This window comes from Methylomonas rivi, assembly GCF_024505165.1.
Taxonomy (GTDB): Bacteria; Pseudomonadota; Gammaproteobacteria; order Methylococcales; family Methylomonadaceae; genus Methylomonas; species Methylomonas rivi.
In genome coordinates this window covers 14,167-36,938 of sequence record NZ_JANIBK010000022.1, presented here as the reverse complement: position 1 = coordinate 36,938, position 22,772 = coordinate 14,167, and the positions used below count along the sequence as shown (strand labels likewise).

The 22,772-nt window shown below is 53.7% G+C and carries 19 protein-coding genes and 1 tRNA gene; 10 read left to right on the top strand and 10 right to left on the bottom strand.

Going from position 1 to position 22,772, the window contains the following annotated elements; all coding sequences use genetic code 11:
• The first annotated feature begins 8 nt into the window (after window positions 1-8).
• The 9 genes from dnaG to NP596_RS06305 all read left to right on the top strand — a co-directional run bounded on the left by dnaG (window position 9) and on the right by NP596_RS06305 (window position 10,420).
• Window positions 9-1,739 carry a DNA primase gene (gene dnaG / locus NP596_RS06345; RefSeq protein ID WP_256614452.1) on the top strand — a complete coding sequence of 577 codons (1,731 nt, stop codon included), beginning with the start codon at window positions 9-11 and terminating at the stop codon, window positions 1,737-1,739.
• A 75-nt stretch (window positions 1,740-1,814) separates the two neighbouring features.
• Window positions 1,815-3,629 carry an RNA polymerase sigma factor RpoD gene (gene rpoD / locus NP596_RS06340; RefSeq protein ID WP_256614438.1) on the top strand — a complete coding sequence of 605 codons (1,815 nt, stop codon included), beginning with the start codon at window positions 1,815-1,817 and terminating at the stop codon, window positions 3,627-3,629.
• Between the two features lie 5 nt (window positions 3,630-3,634).
• Window positions 3,635-3,711, top strand: a tRNA-Ile gene (locus NP596_RS06335).
• A 67-nt stretch (window positions 3,712-3,778) separates the two neighbouring features.
• Window positions 3,779-4,939, top strand: a complete 1,161-nt coding sequence (metK, locus tag NP596_RS06330; RefSeq protein WP_256614437.1) for a methionine adenosyltransferase — start codon at window positions 3,779-3,781, stop codon at window positions 4,937-4,939.
• Between the two features lie 18 nt (window positions 4,940-4,957).
• Window positions 4,958-6,250 (top strand): adenosylhomocysteinase, encoded by a 1,293-nt coding sequence (ahcY, locus tag NP596_RS06325; RefSeq protein ID WP_256614436.1) that lies wholly within the window; start codon window positions 4,958-4,960, stop codon window positions 6,248-6,250.
• A 56-nt stretch (window positions 6,251-6,306) separates the two neighbouring features.
• Window positions 6,307-7,656 (top strand): adenosylmethionine--8-amino-7-oxononanoate transaminase, encoded by a 1,350-nt coding sequence (locus NP596_RS06320; RefSeq protein WP_256614435.1) that lies wholly within the window; start codon window positions 6,307-6,309, stop codon window positions 7,654-7,656.
• Entirely contained in the window at window positions 7,656-8,384 is a 729-nt protein-coding gene (locus tag NP596_RS06315; protein ID WP_256614434.1) for a 16S rRNA (uracil(1498)-N(3))-methyltransferase, read from the top strand. Before NP596_RS06320 ends, NP596_RS06315 begins: the two co-directional genes overlap by 1 nt.
• Entirely contained in the window at window positions 8,366-9,268 is a 903-nt protein-coding gene (locus NP596_RS06310; protein ID WP_256614433.1) for a CPBP family glutamic-type intramembrane protease, read from the top strand. Before NP596_RS06315 ends, NP596_RS06310 begins: the two co-directional genes overlap by 19 nt.
• Before the next feature lie 72 nt (window positions 9,269-9,340).
• Window positions 9,341-10,420, top strand: coding sequence for a phosphotransferase (locus NP596_RS06305; RefSeq protein ID WP_256614431.1), 1,080 nt, complete (start codon window positions 9,341-9,343; stop codon window positions 10,418-10,420).
• A 62-nt stretch (window positions 10,421-10,482) separates the two neighbouring features.
• On the opposite strand, the gene NP596_RS06300 is transcribed toward NP596_RS06305, so the two are convergent.
• The 9 genes from NP596_RS06300 to NP596_RS06260 form a co-directional block, all read right to left on the bottom strand.
• Window positions 10,483-10,908: a hypothetical protein gene (locus NP596_RS06300; RefSeq protein WP_256614430.1), complete on the bottom strand. Its 426-nt coding sequence runs from the start codon at window positions 10,906-10,908 to the stop codon at window positions 10,483-10,485.
• A gap of 65 nt (window positions 10,909-10,973) precedes the next feature.
• Window positions 10,974-12,416 carry a phosphomannomutase gene (locus tag NP596_RS06295; protein WP_256614429.1) on the bottom strand — a complete coding sequence of 481 codons (1,443 nt, stop codon included), beginning with the start codon at window positions 12,414-12,416 and terminating at the stop codon, window positions 10,974-10,976.
• A gap of 25 nt (window positions 12,417-12,441) precedes the next feature.
• Window positions 12,442-13,068, bottom strand: coding sequence for an RloB family protein (locus NP596_RS06290; protein WP_256614428.1), 627 nt, complete (start codon window positions 13,066-13,068; stop codon window positions 12,442-12,444).
• Between the two features lies 1 nt (window position 13,069).
• The gene (locus NP596_RS06285) at window positions 13,070-14,314 is read right to left on the bottom strand and encodes an AAA family ATPase (protein WP_256614427.1); all 1,245 of its coding nucleotides are present in this window, start codon (window positions 14,312-14,314) and stop codon (window positions 13,070-13,072) included.
• A gap of 98 nt (window positions 14,315-14,412) precedes the next feature.
• Window positions 14,413-15,903 carry a helicase HerA-like domain-containing protein gene (locus tag NP596_RS06280; RefSeq protein WP_256614426.1) on the bottom strand — a complete coding sequence of 497 codons (1,491 nt, stop codon included), beginning with the start codon at window positions 15,901-15,903 and terminating at the stop codon, window positions 14,413-14,415.
• A 413-nt stretch (window positions 15,904-16,316) separates the two neighbouring features.
• On the bottom strand, window positions 16,317-16,991 hold the full coding sequence (locus tag NP596_RS06275; protein WP_256614425.1) for a thiopurine S-methyltransferase: 675 nt from the start codon (window positions 16,989-16,991) through the stop codon (window positions 16,317-16,319).
• Between the two features lie 337 nt (window positions 16,992-17,328).
• Window positions 17,329-18,648, bottom strand: a complete 1,320-nt coding sequence (locus tag NP596_RS06270) for a cyclic di-GMP phosphodiesterase (RefSeq protein ID WP_256614423.1) — start codon at window positions 18,646-18,648, stop codon at window positions 17,329-17,331.
• Window positions 18,649-18,768: 120 nt separating this feature from the next.
• Window positions 18,769-20,094, bottom strand: coding sequence for a hypothetical protein (locus tag NP596_RS06265; RefSeq protein WP_256614422.1), 1,326 nt, complete (start codon window positions 20,092-20,094; stop codon window positions 18,769-18,771).
• Window positions 20,095-20,179: 85 nt separating this feature from the next.
• Complete coding sequence (locus NP596_RS06260) at window positions 20,180-20,662, bottom strand: YajQ family cyclic di-GMP-binding protein (protein WP_256614421.1); 483 nt, start codon at window positions 20,660-20,662, stop codon at window positions 20,180-20,182.
• 147 nt (window positions 20,663-20,809) lie between these two features.
• Here NP596_RS06260 and NP596_RS06255 point away from each other — a divergent pair, with 147 nt between their 5' ends.
• Window positions 20,810-21,355: a hypothetical protein gene (locus tag NP596_RS06255; protein ID WP_256614420.1), complete on the top strand. Its 546-nt coding sequence runs from the start codon at window positions 20,810-20,812 to the stop codon at window positions 21,353-21,355.
• Here the strand turns inward: NP596_RS06255 and NP596_RS06250 are convergent.
• Complete coding sequence (locus tag NP596_RS06250) at window positions 21,352-22,746, bottom strand: sigma-54-dependent transcriptional regulator (RefSeq protein WP_256614451.1); 1,395 nt, start codon at window positions 22,744-22,746, stop codon at window positions 21,352-21,354. The two genes, NP596_RS06255 and NP596_RS06250, sit on opposite strands and share 4 nt — an antisense overlap.
• Window positions 22,747-22,772: the final 26 nt, after the last annotated feature.

Here is a 22,772-nt window from a genome sequence, read left to right as displayed (position 1 = left end):
TCGGTTATATGTCCGGCAGAATCCCCAAGCAGTTCATCGATGATTTATTGGTGCGGGTCGATATCGTCGATCTGATCGATTCGCACGTGCCGCTCAAAAAAAACGGCAGCAACTATGTTGCCCGTTGTCCTTTTCATAACGAAAAAACCCCTAGCTTTTCCGTCAGCCGCAATCGGCAGATGTATCATTGTTTCGGTTGCGGGGTCAGTGGCAATGCCATTAGCTTTGTGATGGAGTACAGCCATTTGGGGTTTGTTGAGGCCGTGGAGGATTTGGCGGCATTTGTCGGTGTCGAGGTGCCGAGGGAAGATGGACATGATTCTGGCGGCGCGGATAAGCAAAGTGTGTCGCGGATCTATAGTGTGCTCGAACAAGTGGCTGCATTTTACGCGGAGCAGTTGTTCGGCGTCGAAGGTGAAAAAGCGCTCGACTACCTTAGGGCGCGGGGTGTGAGCGGCGAAGTGGCGAGGGATTTCGGTTTGGGGTTTGCGCCTCGAGGTTGGGACGGCTTGCTTGGGCGGTTTGATCGGCAGGCTTTGACCGATGCGGGCATGTTGGTCGTGCGGGATGACGGTAAGGTGTATGACCGGTTTCGCGGCCGGTTGATGTTTCCGATTCGCGATAAGCGCAAGCGCGTGGTCGGTTTTGGCGGACGAGTTCTGGACGATGGCTTGCCGAAATACCTCAATTCGCCGGAAACGCCGGTTTTTTCCAAAAGCAAAGAGCTTTACGGCTTGAATGAGCTGCTGCAAAAGAACAGTCGTCCGGGGCGTATTTTGGTCGTGGAAGGCTATATGGATGTGATTGCGTTGGCGCAATACGGTATTGGCAATGCGGTGGCGGCCTTGGGTACCGCGACATCCAAGGCGCAGGTCGATTTGCTGTTCCGATTTGCCGCGGAATTGGTGTTCTGCTTTGATGGCGATAACGCCGGGCGGCAGGCGGCGTGGAAGGCTACGGAGTCGGCCTTGCCGGCGCTGAAAGACGGCAGGCAAATTAAGATCATGCTGTTGCCGCAAGGTCATGACCCGGATTCGCTGGTTAGGGCGGAAGGGGTGTCCGGTTTTCAGGCAAGAATAAACGATGCGACGGTGTTGTCGGATTATTTTTTTGAGGCTGTGGCCGGTCAGTTGGATTTGTCGACTATTGAAGGGCGGTCGCAATTAATGGCCGCGGCCAAGCCGCAGCTGGAAAAGATTCCTTCCGGTTTTTTTAGGGACATGATGTGGCGGCGATTGGGCGAAATGACGGCCTCAAGGTTGGTGGATGTTCCTGAAAATACGGCTACACTTAGGCCACGGAACATGGGGATAGTGAATGGGTCGAATCAAAAGAGACCCAGTTTGGTGCGGCGGGTTTTGGCGTTGTTGATACAGCATCCTAATTTACGGCATGTGGCCGTAAGGCAGGATTTAAGTCTTGATGGCTTGCAATATGCCGGTCAGGAAGTGTTGGAGGATGTTTTACACAAAATTGCCCTTGAAAAACCGGAAAATGGCGCAATCTTGTTGGAAGCTTATCGCGGATCGTCTTATGAAAAAACGGTCACGGCTTTGGCGGGTATGGAGCTTAACGTGCCCGAGGGTGGCGAAGAAGCCGAATTTTCCGGCGCTTTGACCCAGTTGCGAAGACGAGCTAGGCAGGAAAAATTGAGCGAGTTGTTGGCGAAGGAGGGCCGTGACGGACTGACTATAGAAGAAAAGCAGGCATTGCGGACATTGCTGAAAGAAAGTTTGTAGATGATTGTGTTGTCATTTACTGTTAAAATGCCCTGTTCTGCGGTGCCTGGTGCTGAAACGTATTGTGAGTAAAGAATGAATCAAGAACAACAGCAATCCCAACTGAAACAGCTGATAGCAAAAGGTAAGGCGCAAGGTTATTTGACCTACGCCGAGGTTAACGACCATTTACCTAGCGACATCATCGATCCCGAGCAGATTGACGATATTATCGGCATGATCAATGACATGGGTATTCAGGTGTATGAAGTTGCGCCTGACGACGACGATTCCCTGATTACTGCCGATACGGTTGTTTCCGCCGACGACGACGAAGAGGTGGCCGAAGTGGCCGCACTGGCTTCCGTCGATAGCGAGTTCGGCCGAACAACTGATCCGGTGCGTCTATATATGCGCGAGATGGGGTCTGTTGAGTTGCTGACGCGCGAGCAAGAGCTGAAAATTGCTAAACGCATTGAAGAAGGCCAGCGGCAAGTGGTAGCGGCCATTGCTCGATCCGGATTCATTGTGGACGCGTTTATCGAAGCCTTTTCCAATGTAGCCGACGAGGAGTCGAGCACGCGTCTGGGGGACTTGGTGCAAGGTTTTGTCGACTACAGCGACATCGATGATGTCGAAGTTGATGAAATTGAAATAGAAACACCCGCGGAAGAGGCTGACGACGAAGAAGTTAAGGTCATCGATTATAATGAAGTCAAGGAAAAAGTCGATTTGCTGAAAAAGGCTTTAAAGACTGCGGTGGCGGCCGTGAAAAAACACGGCTACGGCCATGATAAGTCGGAAAAGGCTTTCGATGCGCTGAGCGAGATTTTTTCCCAGTTCAAATGGACGCCGCAATATTTAAAAAGAATGACGTCTATTGCCGACGAATTGATAGCGGCAATTCGCGAGCAGGAAAAGCAGGTGATGGATGCTTGCGTAAAAAAAACCAAAATACCGCGCCGGGATTTTATTAATGCCTTCACCGAAAATGAAGCGCAATTGAATTGGCTGGATCAGTTTATTCAGGACAACCCTAAATATGCCGATGCGCTGAACGCCAACCGGGAAAAAATCCAATCCGCCCAGCAGAGGTTGGCCGACATTGAAGCGCGGCACGGGCTGAGCATTGCGAATTTGAAAAATATTTGCCGCAATATTTCGCTGGGCGAAGCCAAGGCCAGACGCGCCAAAAAAGAAATGATCGAGGCCAACCTGCGTTTGGTGATATCCATTGCCAAAAAATACACCAATCGAGGTCTTCAATTCCTGGATTTGATCCAGGAGGGCAATATCGGTTTGATGAAGGCGGTGGATAAGTTCGAATACCGCCGAGGGTATAAGTTTTCGACTTATGCGACTTGGTGGATTCGGCAGGCCATCACGCGTTCGATTGCGGATCAAGCCAGGACCATCCGGATTCCGGTGCACATGATAGAAACCATCAACAAGCTGAATCGCGTCTCCAGACAGATTTTGCAAGAGATGGGCCGGGAAGCGACGCCGGAAGAATTGGCCGAGCGCATGGAAATGCCGGAGGATAAAATCCGTAAGGTTCTGAAAATCGCCAAAGAGCCGATTTCCATGGAAACCCCGATCGGCGACGATGAAGACTCGCATCTGGGGGATTTTATCGAAGATTCCAAGATGCTATCGCCGGTGGAATCTGCTACAATCGCCGGCCTTCGCGAATCGACTCAGAATGTGTTGGCGGGTTTGACTGCTCGGGAAGCGAAAGTGTTACGCATGCGTTTTGGCATCAACATGAATACCGACCATACTCTTGAAGAGGTGGGTAAGCAATTTGACGTTACCCGGGAAAGGATTCGTCAGATCGAGGCCAAAGCGCTTAGAAAGTTACGCCATCCGTCAAGGTCGGAGCAATTGCGCTGTTTCCTGGATGGCGAATAAACGCCGGGCCCTTAGCTCAGTTGGTTAGAGCTTCCGACTCATAATCGGCAGGTCGTAGGTTCAAGTCCTACAGGGCCCACCATAATACCCAAGGCCGTTTAAAGCGGCCTTTTCTATATTCACACTATTTAATCGCGAGGTGTGTCACCGTGAATAATAACTATCTTTTTACCTCTGAATCCGTATCCGAAGGTCATCCCGATAAAGTGGCCGACCAAATTTCCGATGCTGTTGTCGATGCATTGCTGGCGCAAGACCCGCGTTCCAGAGTCGCGTGCGAAACCTTGGTAAAAACCGGTATGGTGATCCTGGCCGGCGAGATTACCACCGATGCCTGGGTGGACACCGAAGAACTGGTCAGAAAAGTCGTTTGTGAAATCGGTTACGATCACGGCGACATCGGTTTCGATGGTAACAGTTGCGCGGTGTTGAATGCTATAGGCAAACAATCGGCGGATATCGCCATGGGTGTGGATGAGTCCGACAATCACGAACAAGGCGCTGGCGACCAAGGTTTGATGTTCGGCTATGCCAGCAATGAAACCGACGTGTTCATGCCGGCTCCGATTACTTACGCTCATCGATTAGTAGAAAGACAGGCGCAATTGCGTAAAAACAAAACTCTGCCCTGGTTGCGTCCGGACGCCAAAAGCCAGGTGACTTTCCGCTACGAGAACAATAAGCCGGTCGCGATCGATGCCGTGGTTCTGTCGACTCAGCATGCCCCCGAAGTTGGCGGCAAACTGTTGGAAGAAGCGGTGATGGACGAAATCATTCTGCCAACCCTGCCGGCGGAATGGCTGCATAAAGACACCAAATATTTCATCAACCCGACCGGCCAGTTCATTATCGGCGGCCCGGTGGGCGACTGCGGCTTGACCGGCCGTAAAATTATCGTCGATACCTACGGCGGTATGGCCAGACACGGTGGCGGCGCATTCTCCGGTAAGGATCCGTCCAAAGTGGATAGATCGGCTGCCTATATGGCCCGCTATGTAGCCAAAAACATCGTCGCCGCCGGTTTGGCGGAACGTTGCGAGATACAAGTGTCTTATGCGATCGGCGTGGCCGAGCCAACTTCCATCACCGTTGAAACTTTTGGTACCGGTAAAGTCGAAGAAGCGCGTTTGGTCGAAATCATCCGCGAGCATTTCGATTTGAGACCGAAAGGCTTGATCGCGCAATTGGGCTTGTTGAAACCGATTTACCGCCCAACAGCGGCCTATGGACATTTCGGGCGTAACGAAGCCAGCTTTAGCTGGGAAAAAACCGATAAAGCCGAAGCGTTAAAAGACGCCGCCGGCATTTAATATTTAGGGAGCAATAGAATGAGTCAAACCGATTACAAAGTCGCCGACATTAGCCTGGCGGACTGGGGACGGAAAGAAATCAACATCGCCGAAACCGAAATGCCGGGTCTGATGGCTTTGCGCGCGGAATTCGGTGCGCAACAGCCGCTAAAAGGCGCGCGTATCGCCGGTTGCTTGCACATGACCATCCAAACCGCGGTGCTGATCGAAACCCTGACTGCACTGGGCGCCGAAGTGCGCTGGTCGTCCTGCAACATCTTCTCGACTCAGGATCATGCGGCGGCGGCGATTGCGGCGGCCGGTGTTCCGGTGTTTGCCTGGAAAGGCGAAACCGAGGCCGAAGCCGAATGGTGTATAGAGCAAACCATCCTGGGTTCGAACGGCTGGCGTCCGAATATGATTCTGGACGACGGCGGCGATTTGACCAATATGATGCACGACAACTTCCCGGAATTGATGGCCGAGGTGAAAGGTTTATCGGAAGAAACCACTACCGGCGTGCTGCGCTTGACCGAGCGGGTTGCCAAAGGCACGCTGAAAGTGCCTGCCTTCAACGTCAACGACTCGGTTACCAAATCCAAATTCGATAACCTGTACGGTTGCCGCGAATCCCTGGTCGACGGTATCAAACGCGCCACCGACGTCATGGTGGCGGGTAAGATCGCCGTGGTATGCGGTTACGGCGACGTGGGTAAAGGCTGCGCGCAATCGTTGCGCGGCTTGGGCGCCACCGTGCTGATTACCGAAATCGACCCGATCTGCGCCCTGCAGGCGGCCATGGAAGGCTACCGCGTAGTAACCATGGACGAAGCGGCACCTCTCGCCAATATCTTCGTTACCGCGACCGGCAATGTGGGCGTCATTACGCATGAACACATGAAAGCCATGCGCGACCAAGCCATCGTCTGCAATATCGGCCACTTCGATTCCGAAATCGAAATTGCCGCGATTCGCCAGTACACCTGGGAAAACATCAAGCCGCAAGTCGATCATGTGATCTTCCCCGACGGCAAGCGCATCATCGTGTTGGCGGAAGGCCGCTTGGTGAATTTGGGTTGCGCTACCGGCCACCCTAGCTTCGTGATGTCCAACTCTTTCTGTAACCAAGTGTTGGCCCAAATCGAATTGTGGACCAACGCAGGCGGCTACGAAAACAAGGTCTATGTATTGCCGAAAAAACTGGATGAAAAAGTGGCCCGCGCGCATTTGGCGCAAATCGGCGTCAAATTGACCCAGTTGAGCCCCGAACAGGCGGCGTATATTAATGTACCGGTCGAAGGCCCTTATAAACCGGACCATTATCGTTACTAAGCGTTTATTTGACTCAATACAAAGGGGCTGAAAAGCCCCTTTTTCAGTTTTGACCGATGAATAATCAAACTCTTGTTAAACGCGATTTGGCCGTGCTCTGGCATCCCTGCAGCCAGATGAAGGATCATGAGCAACTGCCGCTGATTCCGATCAAATCCGGCCAGGGTGTGTGGTTGGAGGATTTCGACGGCAAGCGTTATTTGGATGCCGTCAGCTCCTGGTGGGTGAATCTGTTCGGGCATTGTAATCCCGTTATCAATCATGCCGTAAAAGCCCAGCTGGATACGTTGGAGCATGTGATCCTGGGCGGCTTTACCCATCAGGCAGCGGTCGAGCTGGCTGAAAAGCTGGTGGAAATTACGCCGCCGGGTTTGAACAAATGCTTTTACGCCGATAACGGCTCGTCGGCGATTGAAATCGCGCTGAAGATGAGTTTCCATTATTGGCGCAATCTGGGCCAAAGCCGGAAAACCAAATTCGTTACCCTGGAAAATAGTTACCACGGCGAAACCTTGGGGGCGCTGGCGGTGGGTAATGTGGCCTTATATAAAGACACTTACGGGCCGTTGCTGATGGATGTGATCAGCGTAGCCAGTCCGGATTGTTATAACCGGGAAGCCGGTGAAAGTTGGCGAGATTATTCCATCCGCCGATTTGCCGATATGGAGCAAACTTTGGCGCGTCATGCGGACACGGTGAGCGCGGTGATTGTCGAGCCGCTGGTGCAATGCGCCGGCGGCATGCGCATGTACGATCCGGTTTATTTGACGTTATTGCGGGAAGCTTGCGACAAATATCGCGTGCATTTGATCGCCGATGAAATTGCGGTTGGTTTTGGTCGTACCAGCACACTGTTTGCTTGCGAGCAGGCGAACATCAGCCCGGATTTCATGTGCTTGTCCAAAGGGCTGACCGGCGGTTATTTGCCGTTGTCGGCGGTATTGACCACCGATACCGTCTATCAGGCGTTTTACGACGATTATCAAAATCTGACGGCGTTTTTGCATTCGCATAGTTACACCGGAAATGCCTTGGGCTGCCGGGCGGCGTTGGCGACCATCGGCTTGTTTCAAAGTCAGGATGTGCTGGGTAATAACCGCCGATTGGCCGCCGCGATGGCCAGAGCGGCGGAACGCTTTAAGCAGCATCCGCATGTTGCCGAAGTTCGCCAAACCGGCATGATTCTCGCCATTGAGTTGGTCAAAAACCGGCTGACTCGCGAAGCGTATCCCTGGCAGCAACGCCGTGGATTAAAAGTGTACCAGTACGCATTATCGCAAGGTGTGTTGTTGCGTCCGCTGGGCAATGTCATTTATTTTATGCCGCCCTATGTAATTACCGAGCAGGAGATAGAACTGATGGTCGAAGTGGCATGGCATGGCATCCAGTTGGCGACCCAAGACTGATGCGCGTTTCCCGTTTATATGTCAGCGCGCCGCTCAATGTCGGCAGCCGTATCGAGCTGGACGAAGACGCGGCGCATTATGTGCGCAGCGTGTTACGGCTCAAGCAGGATCAGGCCATTGTATTGTTCAATGGCCAGGGCGGTGAGTACCGGAGCCGCTTCAGCGAAGTCAGCCGCAAATGCGTGCGGGTGGAAATCGAACAATTCTCGGATCGCGACGTGGAGTCGCCATTGGCGGTGACGCTGGGCATGGGGATTTCCCGTGGCGACCGCATGGACTGGGCCGTACAAAAAGCGGTGGAGTTGGGCGTAGCCCAATTAACGCCATTGTTCACCGAACGTTGCGTGGCAAAGCTTAATGACGACAAAAAACAGCAGCGCCTGCAGCATTGGCGGCATATTGTTCAGCATGCCGCCGAACAGTCAGGCCGTACCCGTGTGCCGGTCATGGACGAGATTGCCGAGTTAGCGGAATGGGTGAGCAGGCAGCAGGGCTTACGGGTGTTTTTAGATCCTTATGCTGCTCAAACCCTGGCGGATTGCCGACCGGAAAACAATCACATTACCCTGTTATCCGGCCCGGAAGGCGGTTTCAGCGACAGTGAAAGGCAATTTGCCAAAGCGGCCGGGTTTATCCCGGTCAGGCTGGGGGGCCGAATTTTACGTACCGAAACCGCCGTGTTATCGGCATTGAGCGCGGTGCAAACCCTGTGGGGAGATTTTTGCTGATGGGCCGGCTGACGATGATGTTTGCGCCGTTGGCGATAATCGTGGGGTTGTCGGCGGTGGCCAGTCTGTTGGGTTTCGGTTTGCTGCGCTTGGCGGGCGACGTGCTGCCATTACACAAAGTCATTAGCAAATTGACCTTGATCCTGTTGCTGCTGAGTATTTTTCCGTTACGAAACATGCTGCGGCTGAGTTGGGCGGAACTGGGCTTTACACCGGCGCCGAGATTTTTCAAGCAAATGGGGCAAGGCCTGTTATTTGCCGTGCTGACCTTGGCGCCGGTGCTGCTGTTGCTGTATGCCTTGGATGTGCATGTCTGGGACTCATCAAGGGTCTGGACGCCCGGCAAAGTGCTGGAAAAAACCGCCTTATCCTTATTTTTGGCCTTGTTGATCGGTGTCGGCGAGGAGATGCTGTTTCGCGGCTTGCTGTTAAGCGCCTTGCGGCGCCGGTTGCCGCTGCTTGCCGCCATGGGCGTCAGTGCGTTTTATTATGCGGCGCTGCATTTTTTAAAAAGCAAAACCCAGATTCCTCATGCCGAACAAACGCTTGGTAGCGGGTTCCGGTTAATGGCGGAAGCCTTCGTCAATTGGCTGGACCCCCGCTATTTAACCGCTTTGCTGGCCCTGTTTGTAGTCGGAGTGTTTTTGGCGGTGCTCAGAACCCGCGTACCGCAAAGCCTGGCTTTGTGTATCGGCTGCCATGCCGGTTGGGTCTGGCAGATCAAAATCAGCAAGGATTTGTGTAACGTTAACCTGCAGTCCGATTATCTGTATCTGGTCAATACTGCTTATGATGGCGTGGTGGGGCCGTTGGTCGGCGTCTGGTTAACTATAGCGGTATGGGCCTGGCTAAAAATCGGGCAACTACCGAAACCGGAAAACTAATCGCCGGCAAAAAACGATGAGTCCTTGGCGATATTTGTTGTTTTTGCTGTATTAGCAGTGTTTAATATTGATATGGGTAATCCAAATAAAAATATTGTGGTACACCGCCCGAAAGACTTATCGGTAAAATGGGCGCAACGTATCGTTAACCGCTTCGCGCCCGACGCCAGAGTGTTTGGCGTCGACGTTTATTCGGTCGATGTAGGTACATCCACTCGTTTGCGGGCTGAAGTACACCATGATGCCAATGGCGCCGTGCCCGCGCGCTGGTTTATCAAAACCCCGTCATTGGCGCTGAAACCGCGCTTAATTACGGCCGTACCGCGTTTTCTGCATAAAGAGGTGAGTTTTTACCGTTCGCTTTCCGCCGGCATTCCGCTTAAATTGCCGCGCATTTTGGCGGCGGAAAGCCGTTTCGGACGGGGCTCCACGCTGGTAATGAGCGATTTGGCCGAGTATGATTTTAGACCGGGAATGGCCGCCGATGCGTTGACTTACGATCAGGCCAGCCGGGTGATTACCCATTTGGCGCAACTGCATGGCCATTATCGAAACAAGCCCAGCCTGTTGCACGGGCACCGCTGGTTAAACGGTTTCTCTCACCAAATGGAAAACCATATGGGTACGCTGATGGCTTACCCTTTTATGAAACGCGGCTTGCATCAAGCCGGCGGTTTGATCGGGAAAAAACTCCACCGGCCGGCCCTGAATTATGCGGTCAACCGGCGCGCTATCAAACAATTATTGAACACGGATGCCAAAACGCTGGTGCACTACGACTGCCATCCCGGCAATATTTTTTGGGCCGGCGCGGAACCGGGTTTTTTGGACTGGCAACTGGTGCGCATCGGCGAAGGGATCGGCGATGTGGCGTATTTTTTGGCGACGGCGTTGGAGCCGCAGCTGCGGCGTAAACACGAAAAGAGTCTATTGGATCAGTATGTCGAGCAATTGGCCAATACCGGGGCGGCCGGGCTGGATGAGGATAATCTGCTGCGGCGTTATCGGATGCATCTGGTCTATCCGTTCGAGGCCATGGTGGTGACGTTGGCGATAGGGGGTATGATGCAGCACGAAACCAATCTTGAATTGATCAGAAGAGCCGCTGCCGCAGTGGAAGATCACGACAGTTTCGCCATGATCAAAGCATAAGATTCAGGCAAGCTCGATAAAGTTAAAAAGGCCGGATTGTTCCGGCCTTTTTGATGTTGGACTTATCTCAGCAAGTCAAAAGCTTTTTCGGTAGCCTTTTGGCTGGCTTTATTTTTGACGGCCTCGGCAGCCTCGCCGGTGGATTTAGGCGCGGCATCCATCACGGCTTTACCTGATTTTACGGTATCTACCGCTTGTGTCGCTTCAGCGGGGACAGCTGCTTTCACTTTTTCTTCGGCGGCACTTTTCACGGTTTCCGTGGCTTGATCGGTTACTACTTCGGGCGCTGTTTCAACTGCCGCTTTAGCCGCTTTGGCACTGTCGACCGCCTGGCCGGCGGCTTCAACTTTTTCGACCGCGCCCGGCGCCACCGCCGTTGCTTTATCTTTAATTAATTGTTTGCCCGCCGCTTCGAGTAAGGAAGTTTCGGCAAATGCAGTGCTGGATGCAAATAACAATGAGCCGATGATAATTATTTTATTATTCATGAATGATTCCTCGTGTTATGAATGTAACGCGGCGACAGCATACTACAGGTATTCTTAACTGAGCATTAAGCGGCGTATTGCCTGGAAATGCCGTGCAGCGTCAGGTTTACCAGGTCCCGTGCCCGTGGCATGTTATCGCTTTCCGCATAACAACGTAACTCTGGCGCATTGCCGGAGGGGCGTAAATGGACGATTTCGCCGTTGGTGAACGTCAAGCGCAGGCCGTCGGTTAAATCGCGCTGTGCGACCGAGCCCAATGCCTTCCCCCAAAGACTTGCACACGCGGTATCGTCCTGTTGCAATTGCGCCAGCAAAACTTGGCTGTTGGCCGTTGGAAAATCCTGCAGCCGATCGCTGGCGGTGTAGCGTTGCGGCAGGTTGGCGGTTAAGGCCGATAATTTGCAATGCTGCCGTTTAGCCATGGCCAATAACACCAAAGCCGGTAACAGCGCATCGCGGGTAGGCAGCGCGGCTAGCATGCGGCCGGCAACTTGTAAGCCATTGCCCGCCAAAAAGCCGCCGTTGGCTTCGAAGCCGGCCACGCTGGGGCTGCCTTCGGCCTCGGCCTGTTCCATGCCGGCGATCACGTACGGCGAGCCGATGCGGGTGCGAAGCACCTGTTTGAATGCGCCGGACGCCTCGATGGCGGTATTACAACTCACCGGAGTGACTACCGTGTCCGCGCCTAAAAACCGCGCGCACAGCAAGCCGACGATGTCGCCGCGCAGCCAGTTTCCGGTTTCATCGGCAATCAGCGGCCGGTCGCCGTCGCCGTCGGTGGAAATGATGGCGTCCAGGCCATATTCCTTGGCCCAGTCCAGCCCGCGTTGACGGTCTGTCTCGCTGACGGCTTCGGTATCGATGGGCACGAAGGTGTCGGTCCGGGCCAGGCTAATCACCTCGGCGCTCAACCCGGACAAAATATCGCGCAAACAATCCCGCGCCACGCTGGAATGTTCGTAAATGCCAATCCGCCAGCCGGTCAGCAAATCTCGCTCGAACAAGTCGGTATAACGCTGCTTGTATAATTCCAGCGCCCCGGAATCAACCGCCGGCATCTTATCCTCGCCAAAGCCGGCGACTTCGACCACGGCCTGAGTAATGGCTGCCTCGTCGGCTTTGCTGATTTCGCCTTCGGCCCGGTAAAACTTGATACCGTTACGGTCGAAAGGAATATGACTGCCGGTCACCATGATGGCCGGAATATGTTGCGACATCGCGTAAAAGGCCAGGGCCGGGGTCGGCAATGCGCCGCAGAAAATCGTTTCGCAGCCTGCCTGTTTAATCGCCGCCGCGCAGGCCTGGACGATGCCGGGGCTGGACGGGCGCAAATCCATGCCCAAGGCGATTTTCTGGCCCGGTTCGGCCAGATTCAAGCCCTGCAAAAATGCCAAGGTATAGGCCGCGCAAACCTGGTCGGTCATTTGGCTGACCAAGCCGCGGGCGCCGCTGGTGCCGAACGCCACGCCGCTGTCGGCCATCATTTGTTGAATATTTATTGTGGTCATAACAGAGTCGAATCGGGTTTGTAATTTAAGAGGTTTTCTGCGGAACGGAAAGTGTTTCGAAGTATGAAATTAGTTGATGCAGACGAGTGCTGGGATTCATTTCGCCGCTGTCAATGGCTTGGATTAATGCGTTAGATGCAAATCGGTGCGCATCCGCAAGTCGATCAATCAAGAGAATAAAAATATTTTGATCTTTACCTTTATCGTAGTTTTCAAAGCCTGGGTAAGCTCGTAAGTCTTTGATTAGTAGCTCGGCCGCGGAATATTTTCCGACAGAGGTATAAGGTTTTCGGCTGAAACCGAAATGCAGCAAAAGCCAAAATTCGAAGCAGGGATAAGAGGTAATTGTTTCAACCTTTTTCGAGGTTTTAGCTAAACTTAGTGCTTCAATGAAGTTTGCATGAGTATCGCGGTCTATTACACAAAATACGCGATCGAATTTGCCTTGCCGGCTAAGTGCTTCTTTGACGATATTCAATGGGTCGGTTTTGCCGCAATGGGTGATTTCCACTTGAACCTTCACTCGGAAATGTACGCTGGCATCTTCCAGATAACGTTTGCCGGATTTGCTATCCTCGCAAATCACTAGCACTGTCGGCTGTGGAAGAAAACGCGGTTTAGATCGCTTGAATGAGGCTGCGTTACGGGCCATATTATCTTTTACGTAGAACCGGTAATGCCCTGTAACGGCCTTCGTAATAGCGTTTTTCCAGGTCTTCGCCTTCTCTACCTTCAAAATCGTGTATGGAGCGGAGTTGAGTCGCTCCATTTGCATCACGCTCTGTCAACCAGAATTGGTCACGACGTAAAAGTTTTGTATCCATTAAGTGGGTGTCGTGGGTGGTGAATATGAGTTGGGCTGGTAAGTCAGATTTGATATGTTTTGCAACCAAAGAGGCAACAATTTCAGGATGCAGGCTGCTGTCAAGCTCGTCTACAATCAACGCGGTGCTTTGGGTTACAAGCTTCGTTTCTGAATGCAAGTTCCATGGTAAGTAAAATCCAATCAAGTTTTTAGTTCCTTCTGATTCGTCTTGAAGGTTAAATTCGGCCTCCCCTAGCGCTGTTCTATGGGTTAATACGGTTTTGCTTTTAGGTTTTGTACCCGGTGACTGAAGTAAATTCCAAGAGTCTGGTTCTGCCTTTTCAAAGCGGATATCAGTAATAGGAGTATCGACATCTTGAAGAAACCTTGAAAGCTCTTTGGTAAAAGATATATCCGATTCTGCCCGAATTTGACTTATCTCTGTAAGAGCCATCATGCTTCCACTTAAAAAGACCATAAATCCAGCTTTCAACCAAATAAACGGGTTTCTTAATTGAGTTAAATCTTCACTGCTGTTAGCGGCAGCTTGGGCAATGAACAATACTTGCGGACCGGTCAATTTTTTCCATAATTCATGCAAATCCGCTCCACCTTCTAATAGTTTGCCAAAGTGGTAAATATCACCTGATGTTTCATGTTTACGTTCGTATAAAAGAGATTCCTTTCCATTTGGAAAAGAAGTTAAGCGTTCTTCGGCGATACGATTTTGAGTTAAAGACAGTTCAAACTGGTATCTCATTTCAGCATAAACAAAATGCAATTCTATTCGGCTAGGTTGATTCACCAATTGCGCATCGAAACGAAAAGGTGAAACAGGTAGCGGTATCGGTTGAGCACTAGGTTGGCGACTTGCAACCTCTCGGACAACGTCCAGTGCCTTAATCAAATTGCTCTTACCCGATGCATTAGGACCATAAATTGCGGCAACCTTTAATAAATCCGGTAACTTTTCCCCTTTGATTACTGGCTTAAAGGTATTTTCCCGTTTCTTTAATCTAGGTGCGGCAACCATGGAAAAGGTTTGTTTCTCACGGAAAGAACGGAAATTGCTGACGGAAAATTCGATTAACATGCGAAAAACTTACACTTAAATGACTTTATAATCATATTAATATAGTCAATTTCTGTTTTATCTGCAGATTTTCTGCATTTAATCGCCTATTGGCGAATTTAACGTTTGCGCCCGCCGCCCAGCAGGGAGCCCAACACGCCGCGTATCAATTGCTTACCCACTTCCCGGCCGATGGTGCTGGCGGCGCTTTTGGCGGCGGATTCCAGTACGCCTTGGCGTCTGCCGCCGCGCGGGCCGGTGCTGCCCAACAATATATCGGCCAAACCGAAGCCGCTGTCGGCAGCCGTTGATTTCTGCGCGGGCGCGGCGATCTGCTCGGCGCGGCCTTTCAAGATTTCGTAGGCCGACTCCCTATCGATCTGTTTTTCGTAGTGGCCGTATATCAGAGACTTTTCGACGGTTTGCCGGCGTTCATTGTCATTGACGGGGCCGATGCGGGATTGGGGCGGTTTGATCAGGGCGCGTTCGACCGGTAGCGGCGTGCCTTTTTCATCCAGAAACGATACCAGCGCTTCGCCGACCCCCAGTTCGGTGATGGCGGTTGCCACATCCAGGCCCGGATTGCTCCTGAAGGTTTCCGCCGCCGCCTTGACGGCTTTCTGGTCGCGCGGAGTAAAGGCGCGCAAGGCGTGTTGCACCCGGTTGCCGAGTTGGCCGAGGATCACATCCGGAATGTCCAGCGGATTCTGGCTGACGAAATACACGCCGACCGCCTTGGAACGAATCAGCCGCACCACTTGTTCGATTTTTTGCAGCAAGGCCGGTGGGGCGTCGTTGAACAATAAATGCGCTTCGTCGAAAAAGAATACCAGCTTGGGTTTGTCCAAATCGCCGGCTTCCGGCAGATTTTCGAACAGTTCGGACAATAGCCACAATAACAGCGTGGCGTATACGCGCGGAGAGTTGTACAAGGTGTCGGCGGCCAAAATATTGATCACGCCTCGGCCATTGTCGGTTTGCAGCAAATCGTTAAAATCCAGGGCCGGCTCGCCGAACAAGTTTTCGCCGCCCTCGTGTTCCAGTTGCAGCAAGCCGCGCTGAATGGCGCCGACGCTGGCGGCGGAAATGCTGCCGTATTCGCCGCGCAGTTCCGAGGCGTTGTCGGCGGCAAACTGCAGCATGGCCCGTAAATCCTTCAAATCCAATAATAGCCAGCCGTTATCGTCGGCGATTTTAAAGGCGGCGGTTAACACGCCGGCCTGCGTGTCGTTGAGATTCAACATGCGCGACAGCAGCAACGGCCCCATTTCCGAGATGGTGGAGCGCAAGGGATGGCCCTTCTCTCCGAATACGTCCCAGAACATGGTCGGTGCCGCCCGATAAACAAAATCCTTCAGCCCCAATTCCCTGGCGCGGGTTTCAACTTTGTTGTTGCCGCCGCCTTCCCGGCAGATGCCGGACAAATCGCCTTTCACGTCGGCCATGAACACCGGTACGCCGATGTCGGCAAAACTTTCCGCCAGGGTTTGCAAGGTGATGGTTTTGCCGGTGCCGGTGGCGCCGGCGATCAAACCGTGGCGGTTAGCCATGGCGGGCAACATGCAACAGTCGCCGGAAGGCGATTTGGCGATAAGAAGCGGCTCGGTCATAACGATGTCCCTGGAAAAGCTAAAAATTAAGCGGTGCTAACCATATCATGCTTGCGCCGCCGAGGCATCCCGTAGCGCGAGAAATCCGAGTTCTTGCTACCGGCTATCCTTAGGCCTGGCGATTGGTTTGGAGCCGTAAACCTGCATGGCTGACAGCGGTCATGCAGGCCGGAAACCCTCGATGTATTTTTGCCGGTTAATTCGCGGGTCTTGAATCTCGAAGACATGATGATGTGTCGAGGTGGTTTGGCTGGTTGTCATTGTTCGGCGCGATTGCCCTATATTCATAACTTCGTTAATAGAGTTTCAAAGCAGACACCGATCTGCGTGGGCACAGGGAGTTGGCTAGTTTTCGCTGGCCTGTCGGGTTCTTTTCGGCCGGATTATGTTTAACCGCGCGCCATCGGAACCACTCAGGCCGCGGACCGGTTGGATAAACTGTATAGCTTGTACTCGGCGCGTTCCGCCGGACGCTCCGGTGCGGCGGGATCGATTTCGAATACGCTTTCAATATGGGTTAGGTCGATGCGGAAATTCTTGGCGTAAAGAGCTGTAATCTCTTCGCCAATCGCGAGCGATTCGCTCAGCGTTTCGTTTTCCGCGGCATCCTCGGTGGTCAGCAGAAAAATTCGGCTGGTTTCCGGTGCGATTGTGCGCAAATGGGATACATACCGCCGGCGTATGTCCTCCGGCAGCGCGGTCAGTGCCGCTCTGTCGTATACCGTTTCAATTTCTCCCAAGTCGGATGGCTTAAGCGCGAAATAATCCCCGCAGAGTATGCTGATTCTGCCGTGTTGCCACAGCATGAATTGACCGACCCGCCGGCGGCTGGGTCTTAAACCGTTCTCCCGGAAAAACTCCGCCACCGCGATGGGGCTCAACTCCACGCCGACGACGTGGTGGCCCCGTTCGGCAAGCCAGATCATGTCCAGGCTTTTGCCGCACAGCGGGACGAAAACGCGGCTGCCCAAGGCCAGATCGAGACCGGGCCAGAAGCGGGTCAGGAAATGATTGACTGTTGGCTGGTGAAAATCGAGTTGGCGGTCGCGCCAGCATTGTAGCCAAAGTACGTTGTCGCGGCTGCTCATGAGGTTTCCTGTTGGTTTGGCCGGCAAAGCCGATCCTTAAAGACCGCTGTTTTCAATGCGGCCGGGCACAAAACTTTCAGAGCAGGGCTGGTGGGCAGAAAGGGCCGCAGCCTCGAGTGGGTTTGGTGGAATGTGTCGAAGAGTAACACGCCGGACTCGGCGGCGGCCAGGAAATAAAAGTTCGGTTTAAGGGGACGGATAACCGGTACTTGGAGCGCACTCTACGGCTGCGGAAGCTGGGAGCAACACTGGAGCGGTTGCCGAGCATTATGGAAACCATGGCTTGGAATTGTCGCCTATCCACTTGCGGCAAGCGGCCCGAGTGCCTCGCGAAGCCTTATTCGTTGGCCGCAAAGCCTTTTTGTAAAACGCCGTCGCGGTAATATTGACGAATATCGATAGCGTAATCCTGCGCTTTGACTATACCTTTTATCGTCATCAGCTTGCCGCGCTCGTCCAAGGGCATATCCGCTAAATTGGTTACTTTTTCCGGCACGGGCTGCTCGTCCGCGTCCAGCAAAACGATGATTTTGGGGCGCAATTTAGCCGACTCGTTGACTTCCACCACAATGGCGACGGCGCCGTTGGTTAGCATGACCGCACAGCCGGGCGGGTAAACGCCCAAGGATTCGATAAATTTGGTGACCAGCCGTTCCTCCAGATTTTCGCCGCTCATGTCGGCCATGATGCTGGTTGCTTCCAGATGGGTGCGGCCTTTTTGATAAACCCGGTCGCTGGTCATGGCATCGTAAATATCGGCGATGGTCACCATGCGGGTAAACAGCGGAATATCCCGGTGGATCAGTTGGTTCGGGTAACCTTTGCCGTTTAACATTTCGTGATGCATCAGCGCGGTCTTGATGGCGCCGGGATACATATTCTCGCTGGATTTCAACAAGTCGTAACCCTGGGTGGTGTGGCTGCGCATGATCTCCATTTCATCCGGATCCAGCCGGCCGGGCTTGTTCAAAATGTGGTCCGGAACCAGCATTTTGCCCATATCGTGCATCAGGCCGCACAAGCCGACATTATGCAGGTTCGCATCGGACAGGTTGATGTGCCGGCCCAGCACGATGGATAGCACGCAGACGTTCAAACTATGCTGGGCGGTATATTCGTCGCTATTTTTCAGCTGAATCAGCCATAAGAAAGCATCCGGGGATTGCAAAATACTGGCGACGCATTCGGCAACCGCCGCCTTGGCCGTTTGGGTGTCGATGGACCCGCCATAACTGACGCGCTGCATGGTTTCGGTCACAAACCGGCCGACCTGCCGATAAACGGCTTCCGCGCGGCCGATTTCGCTTTCGAAACTACCGAGTTTGGGCGGTGGGGTGCCGTAATCCGACAGGGTATCGATCGGCGGCCCGTTATGGGAGGCGAACTTTCCCAATCGGCGTTTACGCTTGATGGTGGTATCGATGTAGACGTACTCGCAACAGCCTCTTAATTGCAAGATTTCATTATGGTTTTGAATTTCAAAGCCTTGAAACAAAAACGGGCTGTCCAGCCAGGGCCGGTCCAGCTCGATAACATACATGCCGATTTCCAGCAGGCCTACAGGTGTGTAAACCCGCTCCGGTACGCTGTATTCGACAGCAGTGCCGACAGGTTTTTTCTTCTTGTTCCGAAACGGCCAGAGTTTTCGTAAAGGCATTAATTCGGCTTTGTTTCGACAAAATGAGCCATAAAATAGCTTAGTTGAACGGCCATGCCGGGCAGAATAAACCAAAAGCCGGTGACGACGTTGAAAAATAGTGGCCGATAGTTCGCATGCTTAGGCCTTTTGGCTGGAAAGCACCGGCGCGGATTCCGTGGTTTGCGGCACCGCAACCACCTGGGCAAAGCCGCCGCCCGGGGTGCGGAAGTTGGTGGTTTGGCCTTGATAGAGGCGGGCGCAAACGGTCTGAGTTTGGCCTTGGTAGACGTAATGGCGTAAGTCCAGTTTCAATTCGACTGCGTGATCGCCGATTTGCAATTGCCGTTCGCTGGGTTGCACCAGCGCTTGGGCTACGTAATCGGTTTGCAGAATTTCGCCGAATACCCGCCGGGTCAGTTTGTCGCCGCGATAGGCGGCTTTGCTGCCGTAACCCTTGGCCGGTTTGAAAAACAACTGTTTGCGTTGTTGCCAGAGAGCGTCGGCCTGTTGTTCCTCAACCCGGATGGTATTAGCGATGCCTTGCAAGAGGACGGTTTGGGTGGCGCTGTCGATGCCCATGGCCCGCAACGCAACGGGGTCGGTCAGCACGGCCAGGTTGCGTTTGTCGGCATATAAGGCGTGGTTTCTGGGGTGCGGCGTCACAACGGCGGCACCGGCCAGATAGGCTTGCAATAGCGCCTGTTGCGCCGGCAGTTCCAGGGCGAAATCGGTCAGGCGGTTGTAGACCAGATCGATAACGGTTTGGCCGTGCCAAAGCCCGCCGTCGCGGAATGCCAGCTCGCCGGGGTCGCAAATCAGCGCGTTGATGCCATGCTTGGCGAACAGATTTTGAAACAGCAGAAACTCCGGCAGCATGTATTGTCGGTCGGGGGCCGCGTCGACGATGGCAACGTTCCGCAAGGTTTGCGCCCGGCCTTCCAGTCGCCATTCGGCTTGAAACATACCGATGATGGCTTGTTCGGCATCCAGCGCACTGTTTGGAAAATCCAGTTGACAAGGGCAGCTTTCGCAGGCCTTGTGGGCCTTGGTCAGCAATAGATTGATCAAGGCGCCGCCGGCATTGGTGTTGATTTCGATTAATTTCGGCCCCTCGTCGTCCAGATGGAAATCGTAACCCAGGAAGACGCCGCGGGCCTTGGGTTGAAAGCGTGCCGATGGCGGCGCGTATGCCAGTACCCGCTGTTGATACGCCGGCAAGGCGATCACCTGCTCGATGGCGGCTATGATGTCGCGCTGTTTTTGCAGGCTGGCTTCGGCGACGAACACGGCAGCATCGGAAATCAAATGCGGACGCTCTTCGCAGATCATCCGGCACAGGCTGTCGCCGTGCGGTTGCGCCGCCAGCTCCCGCCGCAATTGCCGCCGGTCCAGCGACAGGCAATGGCAATCGCGATTGAGTTGTTTGGCCCGCTGCAGCCCCAGGTGGTTATCGAAAACAGTCATGCAAAGTTGAAAAGTGCGGTTAGGCGGAATAAACCCGGTGGCGTGGTGATTGCCGCGCCGCCGGTAATAATGGATTGGGAATGCGTTAATCGCGAAAGTTATTGAATTGCAGCGGCTGGCCCAGGTCTTCGCCGCGCAGCATTTGTATAGCCTCCTGTAAGTCGTCGCGTTTTTTGCCGGTAACGCGCAGTTTGTCGCCGTTGATGGCGGTTTGCACTTTCAGCTTTTTGTCCTTGATGATTTTGACGATTTTTTTCGCCAGATCGCTCTCTATGCCTTGTTTCAAGGCGATGGACTGCTGGGCGGTTTTGCCGGTGTCCTGAATTTTGCCGCTTTCCAGGCAGGCGATGTCGATGCCGCGCTTGCCCATTTTGGCGTACAGAATCGGCAGCATTTGCTGCAGTTGAAAAGTAGATTCGGCTTTCATGACGATGCTGTCGTCCTGTTGCTCAAAGCAGGCATTGCTGCCCTTGAAATCGAAGCGGGTGGCGACTTCTTTGTTGGCCTGATCAACGGCGTTGGTCACTTCGTGGCTGTCCAGTTCGGAAACGATATCGAATGATGGCATAGTGTTGATTTGCAAGTGGAAAAAAGGCGGGTCACTATAAAGGCGATAGCTGGCGAATTCAACCTCTATCTGCCCGCCGGCAATGCCGGGCGGATTGGGCTACACTGATTCGGCAATATTATAAACAGTATGACAGGGGGGATAATGATGAAGCCAACATTTAAGCGGATTTTGCTGGCGGTATGCCTAAGCTGCGCCGGCGGCGGGACGCTGACCGGTTGCGATTCCAAGCCGCAGCCAACGGTTGCCGGCAAAACCGGCGTGGAAAAATATGCCGGTAACAAAACCTTGCAAGGGTTGGTAACCAATGACGACGGGCCGGTGAAAACCGGTATTGTCAAGGCGTTGACCGAGTCGGGGCAGGTTTTAGCGGAAATCGAGCTGAGCGACGGTCCGCATTACAGTATCGAAGTGCCGGCCGGCACCGTGTTGCCGATAATACTGGCCTATTACCCGTCGGCGGCGGCCGGCGACGAGCAGCGCATGGTTTCGGTGGTGGTGCATGCGGCGGCTAGTAAGTTCGATATTAACCAACTCAGTACCCGGATTGCCCGGCAGGCCAAGGCGTTGGGCGGTTACACGCATAAGAATCTGGTGAGTGCGGCGGAAAGTAGCGGTACGGTGCCGGCCAGCAATAAAACCACCGCCGGATTTCGCGGCGATCCCACCACCCAATACGGCGGCTGGCATTAAAACTTGCACTTCAAATGGTACTTCTGCACCCGGTAGCGCAAAGTTTCCCGGGTGGTGCCCAGCATGCGGGCCGCGGCGGTAACGTTGGCGTCGGTGCGGTTCAAGGCTTCCTGGATGATGAATTTTTCCATTTCGTGCAAACTCAGGCTGCCGTCCAGCGGAATGAACAAGCCTTCCCGATCGGTGCGCGGCATGGCTTGTGCCGAAACCAGCCGAGGGGTTTGCAGTTGCAGCCATTCGGTGGACAAGGTTTGGTCGCTGGCCAATAACACGCAACGTTCCAGCACGTTACGTAATTCACGGATATTGCCGGGCCAGTCGTAGGCTTTGATGGCCTGCCAGGTGGCTTCCGGAATAGTGCAGACGTTTTTTGCCGATTTACGGTTGCAGGCGGCGATAAACTGCGGCACCAGTTGCTCCAAATCTTGCTTATGCTCCCGCAGCGAGGGCACGCGAATGTTGATGACATTCAGGCGATGGTAAAGGTCGCGGCGGAATTGGCCGGCGGCCACTTTTTCCACCAGATCCAGATTGGTGGCGGCGATGATTTGCACGTCCACGCTGATTTCGGTTTCGCTGCCCAGCCGGCGGATGCGCAAATCTTCCACCGCTTTTAATAACTTGCTCTGTAAATCCAGATCCATCTCGCCGATTTCGTCCAGAAACAAGGTGCCGGTGTGGGCCTGTTCGAACATGCCGCGATGGCGTTTCTTGGCGCCGGTGAACGAGCCGGCTTCGTAACCGAATAACTCCGCCTCCAGCAATTCCCGCGGTAGGGCGGCGCAGTTGATTTCCACCAAGGGAGCATTGGCGCGCACGCCGGAATAATGCAGAATTCGCGCGATCATGCCTTTGCCTGTGCCGGTTTCGCCGCTGATAATCAGGCTGGAAAACGGTACATTCACCACTTGTCTCAGCATGCCGCGCAAGGTCGCCATGGCCGGGCTGGAGCCGAGCAGGCTGTCGATACTGTACTGGCTGTTTTGGGCGGCGGTTTGCAGTTGCACCCGCCGCTGGGCGCGAGCGCTGCGGGCGGCGCCTTCCACCAGCAGGTTGAGCCTGTCCAGCGAGCAGGGCTTTTCGATGAAATCGTAGGCGCCCAGCCGCACCGCCCGCACCGAATCGGCCACGCTGCCGTAACCGGTCAAGAATATCCATTCGCTGCTGTCGATCTCGGGTTTGAGTTTTTCCAGTAAGTCCAGGGCGTTGCCGTCCGGCAGGTTCATGTCCGACAGCACTACCAGCGGGTCGAGGTTTTGTTCGCGCAAATGGTTTTCGGCTTTTTGCACCGAATCCACCACACTGACTTCCCAATCGGCCTTTTTAAAATAGCGTGCCAGTTCGGCGCCCAGCAGGGCTTCGTCTTCAATGATCAGCAGTGTATTCGTCATCATGGCGGTTTCTCGTGGTGGTTTCG